This is a genomic window from Streptomyces sp. NPDC051567 (assembly GCF_044454165.1).
Taxonomy (GTDB): domain Bacteria; phylum Actinomycetota; class Actinomycetes; order Streptomycetales; family Streptomycetaceae; genus Streptomyces.
Map to the genome: position 1 here is coordinate 34594 of NZ_JBITDK010000035.1, position 20360 is coordinate 54953.

At 72.4% G+C, this 20360-nt stretch carries 18 protein-coding genes; 15 read left to right on the forward strand and 3 right to left on the reverse strand.

From position 1 onward, the window contains the following. Nucleotides 1-338: 338 nt before the first annotated feature. A complete protein-coding gene (serA, locus tag ACIA5F_RS27690) occupies nucleotides 339-1928 on the forward strand; it encodes a phosphoglycerate dehydrogenase (RefSeq protein ID WP_399357563.1) in 1590 nt (529 codons plus the stop codon). Between the two features lie 127 nt (nucleotides 1929-2055). On the opposite strand, the gene ACIA5F_RS27695 is transcribed toward serA, so the two are convergent. After that, nucleotides 2056-3303 carry a PucR family transcriptional regulator gene (locus ACIA5F_RS27695; RefSeq protein WP_399357565.1) on the reverse strand — a complete coding sequence of 416 codons (1248 nt, stop codon included), beginning with the start codon at nucleotides 3301-3303 and terminating at the stop codon, nucleotides 2056-2058. A 197-nt stretch (nucleotides 3304-3500) separates the two neighbouring features. Between ACIA5F_RS27695 and ACIA5F_RS27700 the strand changes: the two genes are divergently transcribed. Beyond that, nucleotides 3501-4427: a proline dehydrogenase family protein gene (locus tag ACIA5F_RS27700; RefSeq protein WP_399357567.1), complete on the forward strand. Its 927-nt coding sequence runs from the start codon at nucleotides 3501-3503 to the stop codon at nucleotides 4425-4427. A 20-nt stretch (nucleotides 4428-4447) separates the two neighbouring features. Then, the gene (gene pruA / locus ACIA5F_RS27705; RefSeq protein ID WP_399357569.1) at nucleotides 4448-6079 is read left to right on the forward strand and encodes an L-glutamate gamma-semialdehyde dehydrogenase; all 1632 of its coding nucleotides are present in this window, start codon (nucleotides 4448-4450) and stop codon (nucleotides 6077-6079) included. Between the two features lie 122 nt (nucleotides 6080-6201). Here pruA and ACIA5F_RS27710 read toward each other — a convergent pair whose 3' ends face one another. Further along, nucleotides 6202-6903, reverse strand: coding sequence for a nitroreductase family protein (locus tag ACIA5F_RS27710; RefSeq protein ID WP_399357571.1), 702 nt, complete (start codon nucleotides 6901-6903; stop codon nucleotides 6202-6204). 158 nt (nucleotides 6904-7061) lie between these two features. Between ACIA5F_RS27710 and ACIA5F_RS27715 the strand changes: the two genes are divergently transcribed. The 10 genes from ACIA5F_RS27715 to cimA all read left to right on the forward strand — a co-directional run bounded on the left by ACIA5F_RS27715 (nucleotide 7062) and on the right by cimA (nucleotide 17438). Then, nucleotides 7062-7604, forward strand: a complete 543-nt coding sequence (locus ACIA5F_RS27715; RefSeq protein WP_399357573.1) for a GNAT family N-acetyltransferase — start codon at nucleotides 7062-7064, stop codon at nucleotides 7602-7604. A gap of 45 nt (nucleotides 7605-7649) precedes the next feature. After that, nucleotides 7650-7979 carry a LysR substrate-binding domain-containing protein gene (locus ACIA5F_RS27720; RefSeq protein WP_399357603.1) on the forward strand — a complete coding sequence of 110 codons (330 nt, stop codon included), beginning with the start codon at nucleotides 7650-7652 and terminating at the stop codon, nucleotides 7977-7979. Nucleotides 7980-8247: 268 nt separating this feature from the next. Continuing rightward, on the forward strand, nucleotides 8248-8376 hold the full coding sequence (locus ACIA5F_RS27725) for a hypothetical protein (RefSeq protein ID WP_399357575.1): 129 nt from the start codon (nucleotides 8248-8250) through the stop codon (nucleotides 8374-8376). A gap of 160 nt (nucleotides 8377-8536) precedes the next feature. Then, the gene (locus tag ACIA5F_RS27730) at nucleotides 8537-9577 is read left to right on the forward strand and encodes a 3-isopropylmalate dehydrogenase (RefSeq protein ID WP_399357577.1); all 1041 of its coding nucleotides are present in this window, start codon (nucleotides 8537-8539) and stop codon (nucleotides 9575-9577) included. Nucleotides 9578-9814: 237 nt separating this feature from the next. Further along, entirely contained in the window at nucleotides 9815-10915 is a 1101-nt protein-coding gene (locus tag ACIA5F_RS27735; protein ID WP_399357578.1) for a branched-chain amino acid aminotransferase, read from the forward strand. A gap of 320 nt (nucleotides 10916-11235) precedes the next feature. Continuing rightward, a complete protein-coding gene (ureA, locus tag ACIA5F_RS27740) occupies nucleotides 11236-11970 on the forward strand; it encodes an urease subunit gamma (protein ID WP_399357605.1) in 735 nt (244 codons plus the stop codon). Further along, complete coding sequence (locus tag ACIA5F_RS27745; protein WP_399357580.1) at nucleotides 11967-13697, forward strand: urease subunit alpha; 1731 nt, start codon at nucleotides 11967-11969, stop codon at nucleotides 13695-13697. Before ureA ends, ACIA5F_RS27745 begins: the two co-directional genes overlap by 4 nt. Nucleotides 13698-13758: 61 nt before the next feature. Beyond that, a complete protein-coding gene (locus tag ACIA5F_RS27750; RefSeq protein WP_399357582.1) occupies nucleotides 13759-14796 on the forward strand; it encodes an agmatine/peptidylarginine deiminase in 1038 nt (345 codons plus the stop codon). 47 nt (nucleotides 14797-14843) lie between these two features. Further along, the gene (locus tag ACIA5F_RS27755) at nucleotides 14844-15470 is read left to right on the forward strand and encodes a TetR/AcrR family transcriptional regulator (protein ID WP_399357584.1); all 627 of its coding nucleotides are present in this window, start codon (nucleotides 14844-14846) and stop codon (nucleotides 15468-15470) included. Nucleotides 15471-15833: 363 nt separating this feature from the next. After that, the gene (cimA, locus tag ACIA5F_RS27760) at nucleotides 15834-17438 is read left to right on the forward strand and encodes a citramalate synthase (protein ID WP_399357587.1); all 1605 of its coding nucleotides are present in this window, start codon (nucleotides 15834-15836) and stop codon (nucleotides 17436-17438) included. A 146-nt stretch (nucleotides 17439-17584) separates the two neighbouring features. Here cimA and ACIA5F_RS27765 read toward each other — a convergent pair whose 3' ends face one another. Continuing rightward, a complete protein-coding gene (locus ACIA5F_RS27765) occupies nucleotides 17585-18196 on the reverse strand; it encodes a YceI family protein (protein ID WP_399357589.1) in 612 nt (203 codons plus the stop codon). 252 nt (nucleotides 18197-18448) lie between these two features. On the opposite strand from ACIA5F_RS27765, the gene ACIA5F_RS27770 reads away from it, so the two are divergent. After that, a complete protein-coding gene (locus tag ACIA5F_RS27770; RefSeq protein WP_399357592.1) occupies nucleotides 18449-20032 on the forward strand; it encodes an acyl-CoA carboxylase subunit beta in 1584 nt (527 codons plus the stop codon). A 23-nt stretch (nucleotides 20033-20055) separates the two neighbouring features. Next, nucleotides 20056-20259, forward strand: a complete 204-nt coding sequence (locus ACIA5F_RS27775; protein WP_399357594.1) for an acyl-CoA carboxylase epsilon subunit — start codon at nucleotides 20056-20058, stop codon at nucleotides 20257-20259. The last annotated feature ends 101 nt before the right edge of the window (nucleotides 20260-20360 follow it).

Here is a 20360-nt window from a genome sequence, read left to right on the forward strand (position 1 = left end):
GCTCTCGCGGCTCCGGGGGGGGGGGGGGCGCCCCGCCCCCGGGGGGGGGGGGGGGGGGGGGGGGCGGGCCCCCCCCCCCCCCCCCCCCCCCCCGCCGCGCTCGGCGGCCCCGCCCCGGGCCGCCGGAACACCGACCTTCTGACCCGTGCGGTGTGGCCACCCCGGCCAGCCCCGGACGGGTGATCCTTCCGTACAGGCGGAAACCGCGCCGAATACGCCACTACACTGCTCAACACAACGCGTCAGGCCCACAGTGTCGTGCGTCTTCCACGCGGCTACCCCCTCCACCGCCTGCGGCCGTCGGGACGGCCGTCCGCACTGGACTTGTGAGGACCCACGTGAGCTCGAAACCTGTCGTACTCATCGCCGAAGAACTGTCGCCCGCCACCGTCGAGGCGCTCGGCCCCGACTTCGAGATCCGGCACTGCAACGGCGCCGACCGGGCGGAACTGCTGCCCGCGATCACCGATGTCGACGCGATCCTCGTCCGCTCCGCGACCAAGGTCGACGCCGAGGCCATCGCCGCGGCCAAGAAGCTGAAGGTCGTCGCCCGCGCCGGAGTCGGCCTCGACAACGTCGACGTCTCCGTCGCCACCAAGGCCGGTGTGATGGTCGTGAACGCCCCGACCTCCAACATCGTCACCGCCGCCGAACTCGCCTGCGGCCTGCTCGTCGCGACCGCCCGCAACATCCCGCAGGCCAACACCGCGCTGAAGAACGGCGAGTGGAAGCGGAACAAGTACACGGGCGTCGAGCTCAGCGAGAAGACCCTCGGCGTCGTCGGCCTCGGCCGCATCGGCGTCCTGGTCGCCCAGCGCATGTCGGCCTTCGGCATGAAGATCGTCGCCTACGACCCCTACGTGCAGCCCGCGCGCGCCGCCCAGATGGGCGTCAAGATGCTGACGCTGGACGAGCTGCTGGAGGTCGCCGACTTCATCACCGTGCACCTGCCCAAGACCCCCGAGACCCTCGGTCTCATCGGGGACGAGGCCCTGCACAAGGTGAAGCCGTCCGTCCGGATCGTCAACGCCGCGCGCGGCGGGATCGTGGACGAGGCCGCGCTGTACTCGGCGATCAAGGAGGGCCGGGTCGCCGGCGCCGGCCTCGACGTGTACACGAAGGAGCCCTGTACGGACTCCCCGCTCTTCGACCTCGACCAGGTCGTCTGCACCCCGCACCTCGGCGCGTCCACGGACGAGGCCCAGGAGAAGGCCGGTATCGCGGTCGCCAAGTCGGTGCGCCTCGCGCTCGCCGGCGAGCTGGTGCCGGACGCCGTCAACGTCCAGGGCGGTGTCATCGCCGAGGACGTCCGGCCGGGCCTGCCGCTCGCCGAGAAGCTCGGCCGCATCTTCACCGCCCTCGCGGGCGAGGTCGCGGTCCGGCTCGACGTCGAGGTCTGCGGCGAGATCACCCAGCACGACGTCAAGGTGCTCGAACTCTCCGCGCTCAAGGGCGTCTTCGAGGACGTCGTCGACGAGACGGTCTCCTACGTCAACGCCCCGCTGTTCGCGCAGGAGCGCGGGGTCGAGGTCCGCCTCACCACCAGCTCGGAGTCCCCGAACCACCGCAACGTGGTGACCGTGCGCGGCACCCTGTCGGACGGCCAGGAGGTCTCGGTCTCCGGCACCCTCGCGGGCCCGAAGCACCTCCAGAAGATCGTGGGCGTGGGCGAGTACGACGTGGACCTGGCCCTGGCCGACCACATGATCGTGCTCCGCTACACCGACCGCCCCGGGGTGGTCGGCGCCGTCGGCCGTCTGCTCGGCGAGGCCGGGCTGAACATCGCGGGCATGCAGGTCGCCCGTGCCGAGGAGGGTGGCGAGGCGCTCGTCGTCCTCACCGTGGACGTACCCGTTCCGGCGGAGGTCCTCGCGGCCATCTCCGACGAGATCGGCGCCGCCTCGGCGCGCACGGTCAGCCTCGGCTGACCCCACCGGTACGGAGGAAGGCCCCGGGGCGGCGGACGACGCGCCCCGGGGCCTTCCGCGTTCCCCGTCGTTCTGGGGCCGCCTGCCGCCTGCCGCCTGCCGCCCGCTCCGACCGGTCGTTGCCGGGTCAGCCGTGCAGGCGGGACGCCTTGAGGGCCATGTGGAGCAGCAGCCGGTCCTCGCCCTCGTCCAGGTCGAGGCCGGTCAGCTGCTCCACCCGGGCGAGGCGGTAGTACAGCGTCTGGCGGTGGATGCCCAGGGCCGCCGCCGCGCGGCCCGCCTGCCCGGCGTGGTCGAGGAAGACCTCGGCGGTACGGGCCAGCTCCCGCTGGGCCGGTCCCAGCAGGGCGCGGGTCGCCGGGTCGTCCACCGGGGCGTCGGCGAGCGCCGCCAGCATCCGGTACGGGCCGATGGCCGACCACCGGGCGACCGGGCCGAGCCGGGGCTGCGCGACGGCGGCCCGGGCGGCGGCGACGGCCTGTTCCCAGGCGGCGGGCAGCTCCGTGAGCGCCCGGACCGGGTCGGAGACCCCGGCGGTCGTGCCGTGGGGCACACCCCCGGCCCCACCAGCACCCCCGGCCCCTCCCGTACGCGGGCCCTCCGCCGTGGCCGCCGGGCGGGGCAGGAGCCGGGAGAGCGCCGTCAGGGCCGGAGCCAGCGCGTCCGTCGAACGCAGCCGGACCAGGACGGCCAGGGCCTGGCCCGCACCCGGACCGCCGCCGCCGTCCGCGTCGCCGTCCGTGCCGGCGGGTCGGGGGACGACGCAGACCGCCGCCGCACCCGGGGCCGAGGACGGGGCCTCGCCGGGCCACGGGGTCACGCAGACCACCGCGTGCGGCCCGTCGGAGCCCGGCCCCAGCGCCACCCGCAGCGCCGCCACCGCCATGTCCCGCTGCCAGCCCCGCCCGGCCGTGAGCACCGCCCGGAACTCGCGGGAGAGACCCGCCCCCGCCTTCGCCTCCTCGGCGAGCAGCACCCCGATCCGCTGGGCCACCTCCATGGCCGCCGCCAGCGCCCCCGGGCCCGGCCCGGGCTCCTGGCCCAGCAGCCACACGTACCCCTGCACGATGCCCCGGTAGCGCACCGGCAGGCAGATCCGCCCGCGCAGGACCCCCGCCTCCGGCGCCGCCGGGATGCGGACGGGCCCGGTGGCGCGGGCGATGCCGAACCCCTCGAACCAGGACCGGACGGCCGCCGTCGACTGCCGGGTCAGGATCGAGCGGGTCCGTACGGGGTCCAGGACCAGTTCGCTGCCGTCGCTGTCACTGTCGTGCGCGCCGAAGGCGATCAGGCGGAAGTCCCGGTTCTCCAGCGTCGCCGGGGCGCCGACCAGCGCGGAGATCTCGTCCACCAGGTCCTGGTAATCGCCTTTCACGCGGCCATTCTCCCACCCCCCGGCCGGCCTTTCAGACAGGTGTATGAGATCCGGGCCACGGATGCGTGACACCTGTCGATGGCAGAGGATCAAAGTGATCCTTAGGTTTCACGGTGGTTCCACTTGTGTTTTTCCCACGGTCGCCACCGCACCCGGCGACGGCCGTGTCCGCTTCTGCCACCCGTTGGAGGTGCCCCGTGCTGGGTCCCGCGATCCTCGCCGCCTCGCGCAGCGACAAGATGCGCCGTATCGTTTCCGCCGCTCCGGTGACCAGGCCCGTGGTGAACCGGTTCATCCCCGGTGAGACGGTCGACCAGGTCATCCCGATCGTCGTGGACCTCACGCGCAAGGGCCTGGAGGTCACCCTCGACGTGGTGGGCGAGGACATCACCACCGTCGAGCAGTCCCACGCCGCCCGTGACGCCTACCTCCAGCTCATCGAGCACCTGGCCGAGCTGGGCCTGGGCGAGACGGCCGAGATGTCGGTCAAGCTGTCGATGTTCGGCCAGTGCCTGGAGAACGGCCACGAGCTGGCGCTCGCCAACGTCCGCCCGGTCGTCGAGGCCGCCGCCGCCATCGGCACCACCGTCACGCTGGACGCCGAGGACCACACCACCCTCGACTCGATGTTCGCCATCCACGAGGAGCTGCGCCGGGACTTCCCGCAGACCGGCTGCGTGATCCAGGCGTACCTCTTCCGCACCGAGGCCGACGCCCGCAGGCTCGCCGCCGCCGGCAGCCGCGTCCGGATCGTGAAGGGCGCCTACAAGGAGCCCGCCGAGGTCGCGTACCTGGACAAGGGCGAGATCGACAGGGCGTACGTCCGCGTCCTGAAGATCCTGATGGACGGCGCGGGCTACCCGATGATCGGGTCCCACGACCCGCGCCTGATCGCCATCACCCAGGAGCTCGCCCGCAAGGCCGGGCGCAAGCTGGACGAGTACGAGTTCCAGATGCTGTACGGCATCCGCAGCGAGGAGCACCTGCGGCTCGCCGCCGAGGGCCACCGGATGCGCGTCTACACCGCGTACGGGACGGACTGGTACGGCTACTTCATGCGCCGCCTGGCGGAGAAGCCCGCCAACCTGCTCTTCTTCGTCCGCTCGATGATCACCAAGAACTAGGTCAAGGAGTTACCAGACCCATGGATGCTGTGACCCAGGTCCCCGCGCCGGTCAACGAGCCGGTCCACTCGTACGCCCCCGGCACCCCGGAGCGCGCGCGTCTCGAAATCCAGCTCAAGCAGCTGTCCGAGAACCCGATCGACCTGCCGATGACGATCAACGGCGTCAAGCGGATGGGCGGCGGCGAGCGCTTCGACGTCGTCCAGCCGCACGACCACAAGTCGGTCATCGGCACCTACGCCAACGCCACCGGGGCCGACGCCCAGGAGGCCGTCGACGCCGCCCTGGCCGCCGCCCCCGCCTGGCGTTCGATGGCCTTCGACGACCGCGCCGCGATCATCCTGCGCGCCGCCGAGCTGCTCTCCGGCCCGTGGCGCGAGAAGCTCGCCGCCTCCACGATGCTCGGCCAGTCGAAGACCGCGCAGCAGGCCGAGATCGACACCCCGTGCGAGCTCGTCGACTTCTGGCGCTTCAACGTCCACTTCGCCCGCCAGATCCTCTCCGAGCAGCCGGTCGCGAACTCCGCGGGCGTGTGGAACCGCAGCGACCACCGCCCGCTCGAAGGCTTCGTCTACGCGATCACGCCGTTCAACTTCACGGCCATCGCGGGCAACCTGCCGACCGCCCCCGCCCTCATGGGCAACGTGGTCCTCTGGAAGCCGTCCCCGACGCAGACCCACTCCGCGGTCCTCCTGATGGAGCTCCTCGAAGAGGCCGGCCTGCCCAAGGGCGTCATCAACCTGGTGACGGGCGACGGCATCGCCGTCTCCGAGGTGGCCCTGACCCACCCCGAGCTGGCCGGCATCCACTTCACCGGCTCGACCCGGACCTTCCAGCACCTGTGGAAGACGGTCGGCAACAACATCGAGAACTACCGGTCCTACCCGCGCCTGGTCGGCGAGACCGGCGGCAAGGACTTCGTCGTCGCGCACCCGTCCGCGGACCGCGCGACCCTGAAGACCGCCCTGACCCGCGGTTCCTTCGAGTACCAGGGCCAGAAGTGCTCGGCGTCCTCGCGCGCCTACGTCCCGGCCTCGATCTGGAACGACGGCTTCAAGGAGGAGTTCGCGGCCGAGGTCGACGGCATCACCATGGGTGACGTCCGCGACCTGTCGAACTTCATCGGCGCCGTCATCGACGAGCGTTCCTTCGCGAAGAACAAGGCCGCGATCGACCGCGCCGTCGCCGACCCGACGTGCACCGTCGTCGCGGGCGGCACCTACGACGACTCCGAGGGCTACTTCGTCCGCCCGACCGTCATCGCCTGCACCGACCCGGCCAACGAGGTCTTCACGACCGAGTACTTCGGCCCGATCCTCGCCGTCCACGTCTACGAGGACGAGGCGTACGAGGAGATGCTCGCGCAGATGGAGTCCGTCTCAGCCTACGCGCTGACCGGCTCGATCATCGCGGGCGACCGGTACGCCGCCGCGGACGCGATGGACAAGCTCCGCTTCGCGGCGGGCAACTTCTACATCAACGACAAGTCCACCGGCGCCGTCGTCGGCCAGCAGCCCTTCGGTGGCGGCCGGGCCTCGGGCACCAACGACAAGGCGGGCGCGGCGACCAACCTGCAGCGCTGGACCTCGACCCGCTCCATCAAGGAGACCCTGGTCGCGCCGACCGACTACCCCTACCCCCACATGGGCTGATCCTCGGCCCCGCTGAACCCCGCCCCCGCTCCGGTACCCCCAACTCCGGAGCGGGGGCGGTCCCAGTTCCCGGGCCCGCCGTCCGCCGTGCGCGTCCGCCGTCCGCGCGTCCGCCGGGCGGTTCAGACCTCGACGACGACCTGGTCCAGGGACTTGCGCAGGAGGTCCGGGACCTCGCAGTCGTCGGCGGGGTAGCCGACCGGTATGACCGCGAACGCCTTCTCGTTCTCCGGGCGGTTCAGGACGTGCCCCAGGAACCGCATCGGGCTCGGGGTGTGGATCAGGGCCGCCAGGCCGCTGAGGTGCAGGGCGGACAGCAGCATGCCGACCGCGATGCCGACCGACTCGTCGACGTAGTAGTGCTTGCGCTTGGTGCCGTCCGGGCCGAGCCAGTACCGCTGCTGGAAGACGACGATCAGGGCCGGGGCGTCGGTGAGGTGGGTCTTCACGGAGTCCGTGCCGAGCGGGCGCAGGGCGGCGAGCCACTCGTCGCCGAGGCGGCCGTCGTAGGAGAGGACCTCCTCCTGCTCGGCGGCGGCCCGGATCTGCTGCCGGACGGCGGGGTCCTTGACCAGGACGAAGGTCCACGGCTGCTGGTGCGCGCCGGACGGCGCGGTGGAGGCGCAGGCGATGGCGTCCAGGATCACCTGCCCGGGCACCGGGTCGGTGGAGAAGTGGCGCACGGTCCGCCGCTCGTCCATCCGCGCGCGCAGCTCCGCGGCGCGCGCCAGGGACTCGTGGCTGGGCATCCGCTCGGGACGGTAGGCGACGGACTGGTACGGCAGGCCGTGGACGGGGGTCCACCGCTGGGTCTCGGAAGTCATGGGCCGAGTCTGCCGACCGTCGGGCCGCCTGACCAGACCGTGCCGGGAGGAGCGGCTGTCCGTGGGACGCCACCCGCCGTGTCCGGTGCGGGAGTTGATACCGTCCGGTGGTCAGGTTTCCGCTTCCGTGGCCCGTCCCCCGCATGGCTGGAGCGCGCATGAACACCCTTGTCCGGCACACCTTCCAGCTCGCCGCCGACGAGCCGCGCGAGATCAGGACCCTGCTCGACACCGCTTTCGACGGGGACTTCGCCGACGAGGACTTCGAGCACTCCCTCGGCGGGATGCACGTGCTGGTGCGGGAGGCGGGCGGACTCGTCGCGCACGGCAGTGTGGTGCAGCGGCGCGTGGTGCACCAGGGGCAGGCGTTGCGGGTGGGGTACGTCGAGGCCGTGGCCGTCCGGGAGGACCGGCGCCGGCGGGGGCTCGGCGGGCTGGTCATGGCCGAGCTGGAACAGATCATCGCGCGGGCGTACGTCTTCGGCGCGCTCTCGGCGTCCGACGACGGGGCCCGGCTCTACGCGGTGCGCGGCTGGCGGCTGTGGGACGGCCCGATCCACGTGCTCGGGCCGGGTGGGCGCGCGCCGATCCCCGAGGAGGACGAGGGCTTCACCTACGTGTGGGGCCCGCCGGGCGGCGCCCTGCCGGACCCGGCCGCCGGGCGGCTCGACTTCGACTGGCGGGACGGGGACGTCCTGTAGGCCGTTTCCTCGTCCTCGTCCTCGACGTGATGCCGCCCGCCACAGCTGCTACCGCCGCCGAGTGCCACCGCCCGCGGCCTTCCGCAGCGCCGCCCCGCACCTGCTGCCGCCCGCGCTGGAGCGGCTCGCGGCCCGCCACCCCGGGCGACCGTCACGGCGGGGGGCGACGCGACGGCGCTGACGATGGCCGGGCGGGGGCTCGGGACGGCGATCCTGCCCGAACTGTCGCGGCGGGAGGCCGGTACGGCCGTTCAGGTCATGGACCTGGGGCCGCAGAGACCGGTGCGGCGCGTGGGGTACGTCACCACGCCCGAGGCGGCCGGAACGCTCGCCGTCAGGGCTCTGATCAGGGAATTCCGTGCCGGGACGAGCTGAGGAACGGCCCGGACGAGCCCCTCGGAGGGGGGCCTTCCGGGGGGTTTCGCGTCTCAGATAGTAGGAAGTCCGAGTAACTGTGGAGACAGACGGCGGGGGCTGCCCTAGCGTGGAGGGAGCCGAACGTCTCGCCGATCCGGCGAATGGCGGCCGAGCGCGCGCCCCTGGCAGGCAACCCCTGCGGCGCACCGCTCCCGCCTCTTCCGGCGCCTTGGAGAACCCCCCGTCCGTGGCCCCGCCACGTCGCGATCTCAAGGAGTCGATCACCATGACCCCCGCCACCGCAGTCCGCCGCGTCCGTCACTCCTCCACCGCCGACGCCGACCGCAAGAAGGCCGCCGCCGCCCTCCAGCGGGCCCTGGACCGGCGCGACAACGGCGGCGCGGCCGGTCACTGACCGGCCCTGCCGGCCGGTAGCCGGCCGGTGGTGGCCCGTCCCGGTGTCCGTTCCGGCTGCCCGCTCCGACGCCCGTCCCGGCGGTCCGTCCCGCGTGGCGATCTGTCCGGATGGTGGACGGTATATGTCTGAGGGCTGGGACAAGGAGTACGGTTCCGCCATGTCGACCAGCATCAATCTCGCAGTGATCCCCGGTGATGGCATCGGCCAGGAAGTCGTGGCTCAGGGACTCAAGGTCCTTACCGCGGTCCTGCCCCAGGACGTGAAGCTGGAGACCAAGGAGTACGACCTCGGCGCCCAGCGCTGGCACCGCACCGGGGAGACCCTCCCGGACGCGGAGCTCGCAGCGCTCCGGCACCACGACGCGATCCTCCTCGGCGCCATCGGTGACCCCTCGGTCCCCTCGGGCGTCCTGGAGCGCGGTCTGCTGCTGAAGCTCCGCTTCGCCTTCGACCACTTCATCAACCTGCGCCCCTCGAAGCTCTTCCCCAACACCGCCACCCCGCTGGCCGGCCGCCCGGAGATCGACTTCGTCGTGGTCCGCGAGGGCACCGAGGGCCCGTACACCGGCAACGGCGGCAGCCTGCGCACCGGCACGCCCGCCGAGGTGGCCACCGAGGTCAGCGTCAACACCGCGTACGGGGTGGAGCGCGTCGTCCGTGACGCGTACGAGCGGGCCGCCGCCCGCCCCCGCAAGAAGCTGACGCTGGTCCACAAGAACAACGTCCTCGTCTACGCGGGCCACCTGTGGAAGAACGTCTTCGACACGGTCGGCCGGGAGTACCCCCAGGTCACCACCGACTACCTGCACGTCGACGCCGCGACGATCTTCTTCGTCACCCAGCCCGAGCGCTTCGACGTCATCGTCACCGACAACCTCTTCGGTGACATCCTCACCGACCTGGCCGCCGCCGTGACCGGTGGCATCGGCCTCGCCGCCTCCGGGAACATCAACCCCACCGGCGCCTTCCCGTCCATGTTCGAGCCCGTCCACGGCTCGGCCCCGGACATCGCGGGCACCGGAAAGGCCGACCCGACCGCGACGATCCTCTCCGTCGCCCTGCTCCTGCGCCACCTCGGCCACGAGGACCGGGCCGCCCGGATCGAGGAAGCGGTCTCCGCCGACCTGGCGGAGCGTGACGGTACGTTCCGTTCGACCGACGAGATCGGCGACGCGCTCGCCGCGCGCGTGGCCGGCTGATCCGGCACGTCCCCTCTCCCAGGAAGCCGCCGGAGCGTGACCAGCGCCCGGCGGCTTCTCCTGTGCGGCCCCGGGTGCCACCATCTCCCCTGGGCCGCGACCGCCCCGTTTCACCGAAGCCGTCCGGCGCGCGATAATCGAACGCGAGGCCGCGGAATACGGGGAGTGGGGAGTCCGGGACGTCCAGTACGCCGTGAGCGCGGTCCGCCATACACAACCGGTGAAGGACAAGCACTCATGACGACGCCCACGATCGAGCTCAAGCCCTCCTCGAACCCGCTGTCCGACGCGGAGCGCGAGGCGATCCTGGCCAGCCCCGGCTTCGGCCGCCACTTCACCGACCACATGGTGACGATCAAGTGGACCGAGGGCCGCGGCTGGCACGACGCCGAGCTGGTCCCGTACGCGCCGCTGTCGATCGACCCGGCCAACATGACCCTGCACTACGCGCAGACGATCTTCGAGGGCCTCAAGGCGTACCGCCAGCCCGACGGCACGGTCGCCACCTTCCGTCCGCGGGCCAACGCCGAGCGCTTCCAGTCCTCCGCGCGCCGGATGGCCATGCCGGAGCTGCCCGCGGAGCTGTTCGTCGCCGCCTGCGACGCGCTCGTCACGCAGGACCGCGCCTGGGTGCCGGAATCCGGCGAGGCCTCCTTGTACCTGCGGCCGTTCATGTTCGCCTCCGAGGTCGGCCTCGGTGTCCGTCCGGCCAACGAGTTCCTCTTCATCGTCATCGCCTCGCCCGCGGGCGCCTACTTCCCCGGCGGCGTCAAGCCCGTCTCCGTCTGGCTCTCGGAGGAGTACGTGCGCGCCGTCAAGGGCGGCACCGGCGCGGCCAAGACCGGCGGCAACTACGCGGCCTCGCTCGTCGCGCAGGCCCAGGCCGCCTCGCACGGCTGCGACCAGGTGGTCTGGCTCGACGCCGTCGAGCACCGCTGGATCGAGGAGATGGGCGGGATGAACCTGTACTTCGTGTACCGGGAGGAGGACGGGACGCGGCGCATCGTCACCCCCGAGCTCACCGGTTCCCTCCTGCCCGGCATCACCCGCGACTCCCTCCTGACCATCGCCCGCGACCTCGGCTACACCGCCGAGGAGGGCCGCCTCACCACGGAGGACTGGCAGCGCGACAACGCGAACGGCAGCCTGACCGAGGTCTTCGCCTGCGGCACCGCCGCCGCCATCACCCCGGTCGGCTCGGTCAAGTCCGAGCGCGCGAACTGGGTCCAGGGCGACGGCGAGCCCGGCGAGGTCACCATGAAGCTCCGCAAGGCGCTCCTGGAGCTCCAGACCGGCCTGGCCGCCGACACCCACGGCTGGATGCACCCGCTGGGCTGACCGCCGGGGGCCGGTCCTGGGCCCAGGGCCAGGCCCAGGCACAGGCGCCGACGACGTACGCAGCAGCCGTCCGGAGGATTCTCCGGGCGGCTGCTTTCCGTTCTCCCGGGCCGTCGCTTCCCGGGGCCGTCGCGTCGGGGCCGTTCCGGGCCGTGGTTCCGGGGTGGGCCTGTCCGGGCAGGGAGTTCGAGCGTCGTTCAAGAGCTGACCATGCTTTCTGTCTCATGGCCTCGGGTTCATGCTTCCTTCATGGTTCCCTCCCTCGGGATGAAGAGTTAGAGTGCTGCTCTAATTCCTTGACCTGGAGGCGGTGGATCGGCGTGCGGCTGACCCCTACGGAACGCGACCGGCTGCTGCTGCGCGGCGCCGCGGAACTGGCACGGGCCCGGCGGGCCCGGGGCCTGCGGCTCAACGTGCCGGAGGCCACGGCGCTGATCGCCGACACCGCCTGCGAGGCCGCCCGGGACGGCAAGCGGCTGGCGGAGGCCATCGCCGAGGCCCGCGCCGTACTGGGCCCCGGCGACGTCCTGCCGGGCGTCGCCGACGTGGTCACCGAGGTCCACGTGGAGGCCGTCTTCGACGACGGCTCACGCCTCGCCGTGATCACGGACCCCATCCAGGGCGCCGCCCCGTCCGGCCCCGACGCCCCGGGCGCCGTCCTGCCCGGCCCCGGCGTCCCGCAGCCTCAGCCCGTGCTCCGCCTGCGCGTGCGCAACACCGCCGCCGTGCCGGTGAGCGTCACCTCCCACTTCCACTTCTTCGAGGCCAACCCGCGCCTCGACTTCGACCGGGCCGCGGCGTACGGGATGCGGCTGTGCGTCCCGGCGGGCTCGTCCGTACGGTTCGACCCGCACGGCGAGGGCGAGGCCGGGCTCGTCCCGATCGGCGGCGACCGCGTCGCGATCGGCTTCGCGGGACTGGTCGACGGCCCCCTGGACGCCCCCGGCGCCAAGGCCGAGGCCCTGCGCCGCGCGGCCGCCTGCGGCTACCTCGGAACCCCGGCCGGCCCCGCCGGAACCACCGGTCCCGCCCACGCGGAAGGGGGCTCCGCGTGAGCCGCCAGACCCCGCACAGCGACCACTGCGCGCCGGGCGGCCGGCACGTCGACCCCCACGCGTACGCGTCCGCCTTCGGCCCCCGGGCCGGCGACCGGGTCCGGCTCGGGGACTCCGGTCTCACCGTCCGGGTCGAGCACGACTCCCAGAAACCCGGCGACGAGTTCCTGGCCGGCTTCGGCAAGACCGCCCGCGACGGCCTGCACCTGAAGGCCGCCGCCGTCCGCGAGACCTGTGACGTCGTCATCAGCAACGTCCTGGTGATCGACGCCGTCCTGGGCATCCGCAAGGTCTCCGTCGGCATCCGCGAGGGCCGCATCCACGCGATCGGCCGGGCCGGCAACCCCGACACCCTGGACGGCGTCGACGTGGTGGTCGGCACCGGCACGAGCATCGTCTCCGGCGAAGGGCTGATCGCCACCGCCGGAGCCGTGGACACCCACGTCCACCTGCTCTCCCCACGGATCATGGAAGCCTCGCTCGCCTCGGGCGTCACCACCGTCATCGGCCAGGAGTTCGGCCCGGTCTGGGGCGTCGGCGTCAACTCCCCGTGGGCGCTGAACCACGCCTTCAACGCCTTCGACGCCTGGCCCGTCAACATCGGATTCCTCGCCCGGGGCTCCTCCTCGGACGCCGCCCCGCTCGTCGAGGCCCTCGCCGAGGGCGGCGCCTGCGGATTCAAGGTCCACGAGGACATGGGTGCCCACACCCGCGCCCTGGACACCGCCCTGCGGGTGGCCGAGGAACACGACGTCCAGGTCGCCCTGCACAGCGACGGCCTCAACGAGTGCCTCTCCGTGGAGGACACCCTCCAGGTCCTGGACGGCCGCACCGTCCACGCCTTCCACATCGAGGGCTGCGGCGGCGGACACGTCCCCAACGTGCTCAAGATGGCGGGGGTGGAGAACGTCATCGGCTCCTCCACCAACCCCACGCTGCCCTTCGGCCGGGACGCCGTCGCCGAGCACTACGGCATGATCGTCTCCGTCCACGACCTGAAACCGGACCTCCCCGGCGACGCCGCCATGGCCCGCGACCGCATCCGCGCGGGCACCATGGGCGCCGAGGACGTCCTGCACGACCTGGGCGCCATCGGCATCACCTCCTCCGACGCCCAGGGCATGGGCCGCGCGGGCGAGACCGTCCGCCGCACCTTCGCCATGGCCGCCAAGATGAAGGCCGAACGGGGCCCACTGGACGGCGACGGCGAGGGCGACGACAACGCCCGCGTCCTGCGCTACCTCGCCAAGCTCACCATCAACCCGGCCCTCGCCCACGGCCTGGCCCACGAGATCGGCTCCATCGAGGTCGGCAAGCTCGCCGACATCGTCCTGTGGCGCCCGCAGTTCTTCGGCGCCAAACCCCAGCTCGTCCTCAAGTCCGGCTTCCCCGCCTACGGGGTCACCGGCGACCCCAACGCGGCCACCGACACCTGCGAACCCCTCGTCCTGGGACCGCAGTTCGGCGCGTACGGAGCCACCGCCGCCGACCTCTCCGTCGCCTTCGTCTCCGCCCCGGCCCTGCTCGGCGGCGACCTCATGCCGACCCGCAGGCGCCGGGTCGCCGTCCGCGGCACCCGGGGGATCGGACCCAAGGACCTGCTCCTCAACTCCCGCACGGGCGCGGTCGACGTGGACGCGCGCAGCGGACTGGTCACCCTCGACGGGGACCCGCTGCGCTCGGAGGCCGCCGAGTCGGTCGCCCTCAACCGCCTGTACTTCCTCTGAACACCCGGCCCCGTCGAGCACTCGCACCCGTCGAGGACCCGCACCCCCGTAAGGACCCGCCATGACCGCACACCCCGCAGCCGCCGGATTCCGGATGCCCCCGGAGTGGGCCCCCCACGAGCGCACCTGGATGGCCTGGCCCGTCCCCAACCCCACCTTCACCGACGCGCGCGAGCTGGCCGGGGCCCGCGCGGCCTGGGGCGCCGTCGCCCGCGCGGTCAGCGGGTACGAACCCGTGACCCTGGTCGTCGCGCCCGGCGCCGCCGAGGAGGCCCGCGCGATCGTCGGGGACGAGGTGGAGATCGTCGAGCGCGCACTCGACGACGCCTGGATGCGCGACATCGGCCCGACCTTCCTCACCGACGGCGCGGGCAACCTGGCCGCCGTGGACTGGACCTTCAACGGCTGGGGCGCCCAGGAGTGGGCCCGCTGGGACCACGACAAGGAGATCGCCCGGCACGTCTCGGAGCTGGCCGGGGCGCGCACGTACAGCACCCCGCTGGTCAACGAGGGCGGCGCCCTCCACGTCGACGGCGAGGGCACGGTCCTGCTCACCGACACCGTGCAGCTCGGCGAGGGCCGCAACCCCGGCTGGACCCGCCGCCAGGTCGAGGACGAGATCCACGCCCACCTCGGCACCACCAAGGCGATCTGGCTGCCCTACGGGCTGGCCGCCGACTACGGCACCTACGGCACCCAGGGCCACGTGGACATCGTCGCCGCCTTCGCCCGCCCCGGTGTCGTCATGGTCCACACCCAGCCCGACCCGGCCCACCCCGACCACGAGCGGTGCGAGGCCGTCGCCGCCCTGCTGCGCGCCGCCACCGACGCCCGGGGCCGGCGGCTGGAGGTCGTGGAGGTCCCGGCGCCGACGGTGCTGGAGGAGGACGGGCAGTGGGTGGACTACTCGTACATCAACCACTACCTGTGCAACGGCGGCGTGGTGCTGTGCGCCTTCGACGACCCGCGCGACGAGGAGGCCGCGGAGATCTTCCGCCGCCTCTTCCCCGGGCGGACCGTCACCCCGGTCGACGCGCGTACGATCTTCGCCGGGGGCGGCGGCATCCACTGCATCACCCAGCAGCAGCCGAAGGCCTGACCCACAGCACGGCACGGCGGCGACGGCACGGCGACGAGGAGCGGCCCATGACGGCGGACGCAGGACCGGCACGGGCGGCGCGGGCGGCGCGCAGGAACGCGCCGCCGCGCGAGGACGTGCTCGCCGCCGCCATGGCCGTGATCGCCGAACGCGGCCTGGACGGCCTCACCATGGCCGGACTGGGCCGCCAGGTCGGCATGAGCAGTGGTCACCTCCTCTACTACTTCCGCAGCAAGGACGAGCTGCTGCTGCAGACCCTGGAGTGGAGCGAGGCGGCCCTCGGCACCGAGCGGCGGGCCCTGCTCTCGCGCCGCGACCCGGTCGGCGCGCGCCTGCGGGCCTACGTCGACCTGTACGTGCCCGAGGGCGCCCGGGACCCGCACTGGACGCTGTGGCTGGAGGTCTGGAACCGCTCCCAGGACGCGGGCCCCCGGGAACGCGACCGGCAGGCGGCCATCGAGGGTGCCTGGCACCGCGACCTGGTGGCGCTGCTCGCCGAGGGCGTCTCGCGCGGGGAGCTGCGCCCGGTGGACCCCGACCGCTTCGCGACCCGGCTGCGGGCCCTGCTCGACGGGTTCAGCATCCAGCTCGCGGTGGGCCTGCCGCCGCTCTCCCGCCAGGGGGTCCTGGAGCACGTGCACGAGTTCCTCGACGACGCGCTCACCCCCGCCTGACGTCCACCGCCCGCCCCGCTCCCCGCCGGGCCCCGGCGGGGCGAACACCCGCGCGCGCACCGGCTCCTGCCCGCATCGTGAGATCCGGGTCTGCGTGCCGGGGGCGGTGTGGCAGACTGCGAAGGTGCCTGCTCAGCTCATGATTATGGACAGCAGCGCGCCGGTCCGCAGTGGCCGCTGAACCGTGGAAGAACTTCGCGGAAGCGGCCACCGTGCCTCAGACCCGCGCGCAGACCTCTCGCATCCGCGAGAGGTCTTTTCGTTTCCCGGCCCCATGACCGCCGGGACGTGGCAGCGCGCGATGATTGGGGGCAGTGGACACCGGACATCCGGAACCACTCATCCGACAGGAGCCAGATCAGCATGACGACGACAGAGGTCCTCGACGACAGCTTCCATGTCTTCGACACCACGCTGCGCGACGGTGCCCAGCGCGAAGGCATCAACCTCACGGTCGCGGACAAGCTGACGATCGCCCGGCACCTGGACGACTTCGGGGTGGGCTTCATCGAGGGCGGCTGGCCCGGCGCCAACCCCCGGGACACCGAGTTCTTCGCACGCGCCCGTGCCGAGATCGACTTCGGCAACGCCCAGCTGGTCGCCTTCGGCGCGACCCGGCGGGCGGGCGGCTCGGCCGCCGAGGACCCGCAGGTGCGGGCGCTGCTGGAGTCGGGGGCGCCGGTGATCACCCTGGTCGCCAAGTCCCACGACCGCCACGTCGAACTCGCGCTGCGCACCACGCTGGAGGAGAACCTGGAGATGGTGCGGGACACCGTCTCCCACCTCGTGGCCCAGGGCCGCCGCGTCTTCGTCGACTGCGAGCACTTCTTCGACGGCTACCGCGCCAACGCCGAGTACGCGAAGTCCGTCGTCCGCGCCGCCCACGAGGCCGGCGCCGATGTCGTCGTCCTCTGCGACACCAACGGGGGCATGCTGCCCCCGCAGGTCACCGCGACCGTGGCGACCGTCCTCGCCGACACCGGCGCGCGCCTGGGCATCCACGCCCAGGACGACACGGGCTGCGCGGTCGCCAACACCCTGGCCGCCGTCGACGCGGGCGCCACCCACGTGCAGTGCACGGCCAACGGCTACGGCGAACGCGTCGGCAACGCCAACCTGTTCCCGGTCGTGGCCGCGCTGGAGATCAAGTACGGGCGGACCGTCCTGCCCCCGGGCGCGCTCGCGGAGATGACCCGGATCTCGCACGCCATCGCCGAGGTCGTCAACCTGACCCCCTCCACCCACCAGCCGTACGTCGGCGTCTCCGCCTTCGCGCACAAGGCGGGGCTGCACGCCTCGGCCATCAAGGTCGACCCGGACCTCTACCAGCACATCGACCCCGAGCGGGTCGGCAACACCATGCGGATGCTGGTCTCCGACATGGCCGGCCGCGCCTCCATCGAGCTCAAGGGCAAGGAACTCGGCGTCGACCTCGGCGGGGACCGGGCGCTGATCTCCCGGGTCGTGGAGCGGGTCAAGGAGCGCGAACTCCAGGGCTACACCTACGAGGCCGCCGACGCCTCCTTCGAACTGCTGCTGCGCGCGGAGGTCGAGGGGCGGGCCCGGCGCTACTTCCGTACGGAGTCCTGGCGCGCCATCGTCGAGGACCGCCCCGACGGCACCCACGCCAACGAGGCCACCGTCAAGCTGTGGGCCAAGGGCGAGCGGATCGTGGCCACCGCCGAGGGCAACGGCCCGGTCAACGCGCTGGACCGGGCGCTGCGGGTGGCGCTGGAGAGGTTCTATCCGCAGCTCGCCAGGTTCGAGCTGTCCGACTACAAGGTCCGCATCCTGGAGGGCAAGCACGGCACCCAGTCCACGACCCGGGTGCTGATCTCCACCACGGACGGCCACCGCGAATGGTCCACGGTCGGTGTCGCCCCCAACGTCATCGCCGCCTCCTGGCAGGCACTGGAGGACGCCTTCACCTACGGCCTCCTGCGCGCGGGCATCGAACCGGCCGAGTAGCCCCGCGCCCCGCCCGGGACTCGCCGGCGGCCGGTCTCCGTCGGTGGTGGGGCCGTGGCGGTGGGGCCGTGGTGAGGTGGGTCGCGGCGGCGGTGGGGGCGGCTGATGGCCGCCCCCCGACCGTCCGGTCGCCGGTGCGCGGGGGTTCAGGCGGCCTGCTGCTTGACGGCCGAGATGTCGAAGGTGAGCTTCACCTTGTCGCTGACCATCACGCCGCCGGCCTCCAGCGCCGCGTTCCAGGTCAGGCCCCAGTCGGAGCGCAGGATCTCGGCGGAGCCCTCGAAACCGACGCGCTCGCTGCCGTAGACGTCGGTGGCGGAGCCGTTGAACTCCAGGTCGATCGAGAGCGGGCGCGTGACGTCCTTGATCGTCAGGTCGCCGCTGACGCGGTAGCGGTCGCCGCCGAGCTGACGTGCCCGGGTGGAGCGGAAGGTCATCAGCGGGAAGGCGTCCGCGTCGAAGAAGTCCGTGCCGCGCAGGTGGGCGTCGCGGTCGGCGATGCCGGTGTCGACGGAGGCGATCTTCACGTCGATGGAGGCGGTGGAGGCGCCCGGGTCCGTGCCGTCGAGGCGCAAGGTGCCCTCGTGCTCGGTGAAGGAGCCCCGGACGTTGGTCACCATGGCGTGGCGGACGGTGAAGCCGATGCTGCTGTGGGCGGCGTCGATGACGTAGTCGCCGGTGAGCGCGGCGAGCGCCGGGTCCACTTCGAGCGTGGTGGCGGCGGTGTTCTCCTGGCTGCGGCGGGTGAAGAGACCCATGACTTCCTCCGTGGTGAGGTGCGAACGATTGGTTTAACTTTCAACGAGAATGACGGTAGACCCATTCTGTTCAACTTTCAACTGACGGAACCCTTGGTGTCTTTTTTATGGGGTTCCCACAAAGGACCAAGGTCCTGGCTGGCGAAGTCCTTACATCCCGCGCCGCTTCTGTCCGGCCCGGACAGCGGATGACTCTTGAGACTGTGCGGATTCAACGGAGGTTTTTCGCCGAGCGCTTCGTAAGGTCGGTACATGACCGTTGTGGACCAGACTCCGAGCCAGCCGACCGACGCCCGGGGGCGCGTGGCGGAGCTGCGTGCTCTGCGTGAGCGGGCGCGGCGCGGGCCGAGCGACCGGGCGACCGAGGCACAGCACGCGAAGGGCAAGCTGACCGCACGCGAGCGGATCGCGCTCCTCCTCGACGAGGGGTCCTTCCGGGAGGTCGAGCAGCTGCGCCGCCACCGCGCGACGGGGTTCGGCCTGGAGGCCAAGAAGCCCTACACCGACGGGGTGATCACGGGCTGGGGCACGGTCGAGGGCCGGACGGTCTTCGTCTACGCGCACGACTTCCGGATCTTCGGCGGCGCGCTGGGCGAGGCCCACGCCACGAAGATCCACAAGATCATGGACATGGCCATCGCGGCCGGTGCCCCGCTGGTCTCCCTCAACGACGGCGCGGGCGCCCGCATCCAGGAAGGCGTCTCCGCGCTGGCCGGCTACGGCGGCATCTTCCAGCGCAACACCAAGGCCTCGGGCGTCATCCCGCAGATCTCGGTCATGCTCGGCCCGTGCGCCGGCGGCGCCGCGTACTCCCCGGCCCTCACGGACTTCGTCTTCATGGTCCGCGACACCTCGCAGATGTTCATCACCGGCCCGGACGTGGTCCGCGCGGTGACCGGCGAGGAGATCTCCCAGAACGGCCTCGGCGGCGCCGACGTGCACGCCGAGACCTCCGGCGTCGCGCACTTCGCGTACGACGACGAGGAGACCTGCATCTCCGAGGTCCGCTACCTCATCACGATGCTGCCCTCCAACAACCGCGAGAACCCGCCCGTCCACGAGACGAGCGACCCCGCAGACCGCCGCTCGGAGGTCCTGCTGGACCTCGTGCCCGCCGACGGCAACCGCCCGTACGACATGATCAAGGTCATCGAGGAGCTCGTCGACGACGGCGATGTCCTGGAGATCCACGAGCGCTGGGCCCGCAACATCATCTGCGCCCTGGCCCGGATGGACGGCCAGGTCGTCGGCATCGTCGCCAACCAGCCCGGCCACCTCGCCGGAGTCCTGGACATCCACGCCTCCGAGAAGGCCGCCCGCTTCGTCCAGCTCTGTGACGCCTTCAACATCCCGATCCTCACCTTCCTGGACGTCCCCGGCTTCCTCCCCGGCGTCGACCAGGAGCACGGCGGCATCATCCGCCACGGCGCCAAGCTGCTCTACGCGTACTGCAACGCGACCGTGCCGCGCATCTCGCTGATCCTGCGCAAGGCGTACGGCGGTGCCTACATCGTCATGGACTCCCAGTCCATCGGCGCCGACATCACCTACGCCTGGCCCACCAACGAGATCGCCGTGATGGGCGCCGAAGGCGCCGCCAACGTCATCTTCCGCAAGCAGATCGCGGACGCCGAGGACCCCGAGGCCATGCGCGCCCACATGGTCAAGGAGTACAAGGCCGAGCTGATGCACCCGTACTACGCGGCCGAGCGCGGCCTCGTCGACGACGTCATCGACCCCGCCGAGACCCGCGACGTCCTCATCGCCGCCCTCTCCATGCTCCGCAACAAGCACGCCGACCTCCCGTCCCGCAAGCACGGCAACCCGCCCCAGTGACCAGCGAAGGAGAGCCGCCCACCATGAGTCCTGCCACCACCGCCACCCTGCTGCGCGTCGAGAAGGGCAACGCCGAGCCCGAGGAGCTGGCCGCGATCACCGCGCTCCTCCTCGCCCGCGCCGCCGCCACCGCCGAGGACGCCCCGGCCACCGCCCGCTCCCAGGCCGGCTGGCGCCGCCTGGAACGCCGCACCGGCTTCCGCGCCCCGCACAGCTGGCAGGGCTAGCCCCTGCCGCTGGGAGCGCCGTGGGGGGGGGGGGGGGGCGGGGGGCGGGGGGGGGGGGGGCGGGGGGGGGGGGGGGGGGGGGGGGGGGGGGGGGGGGGGGG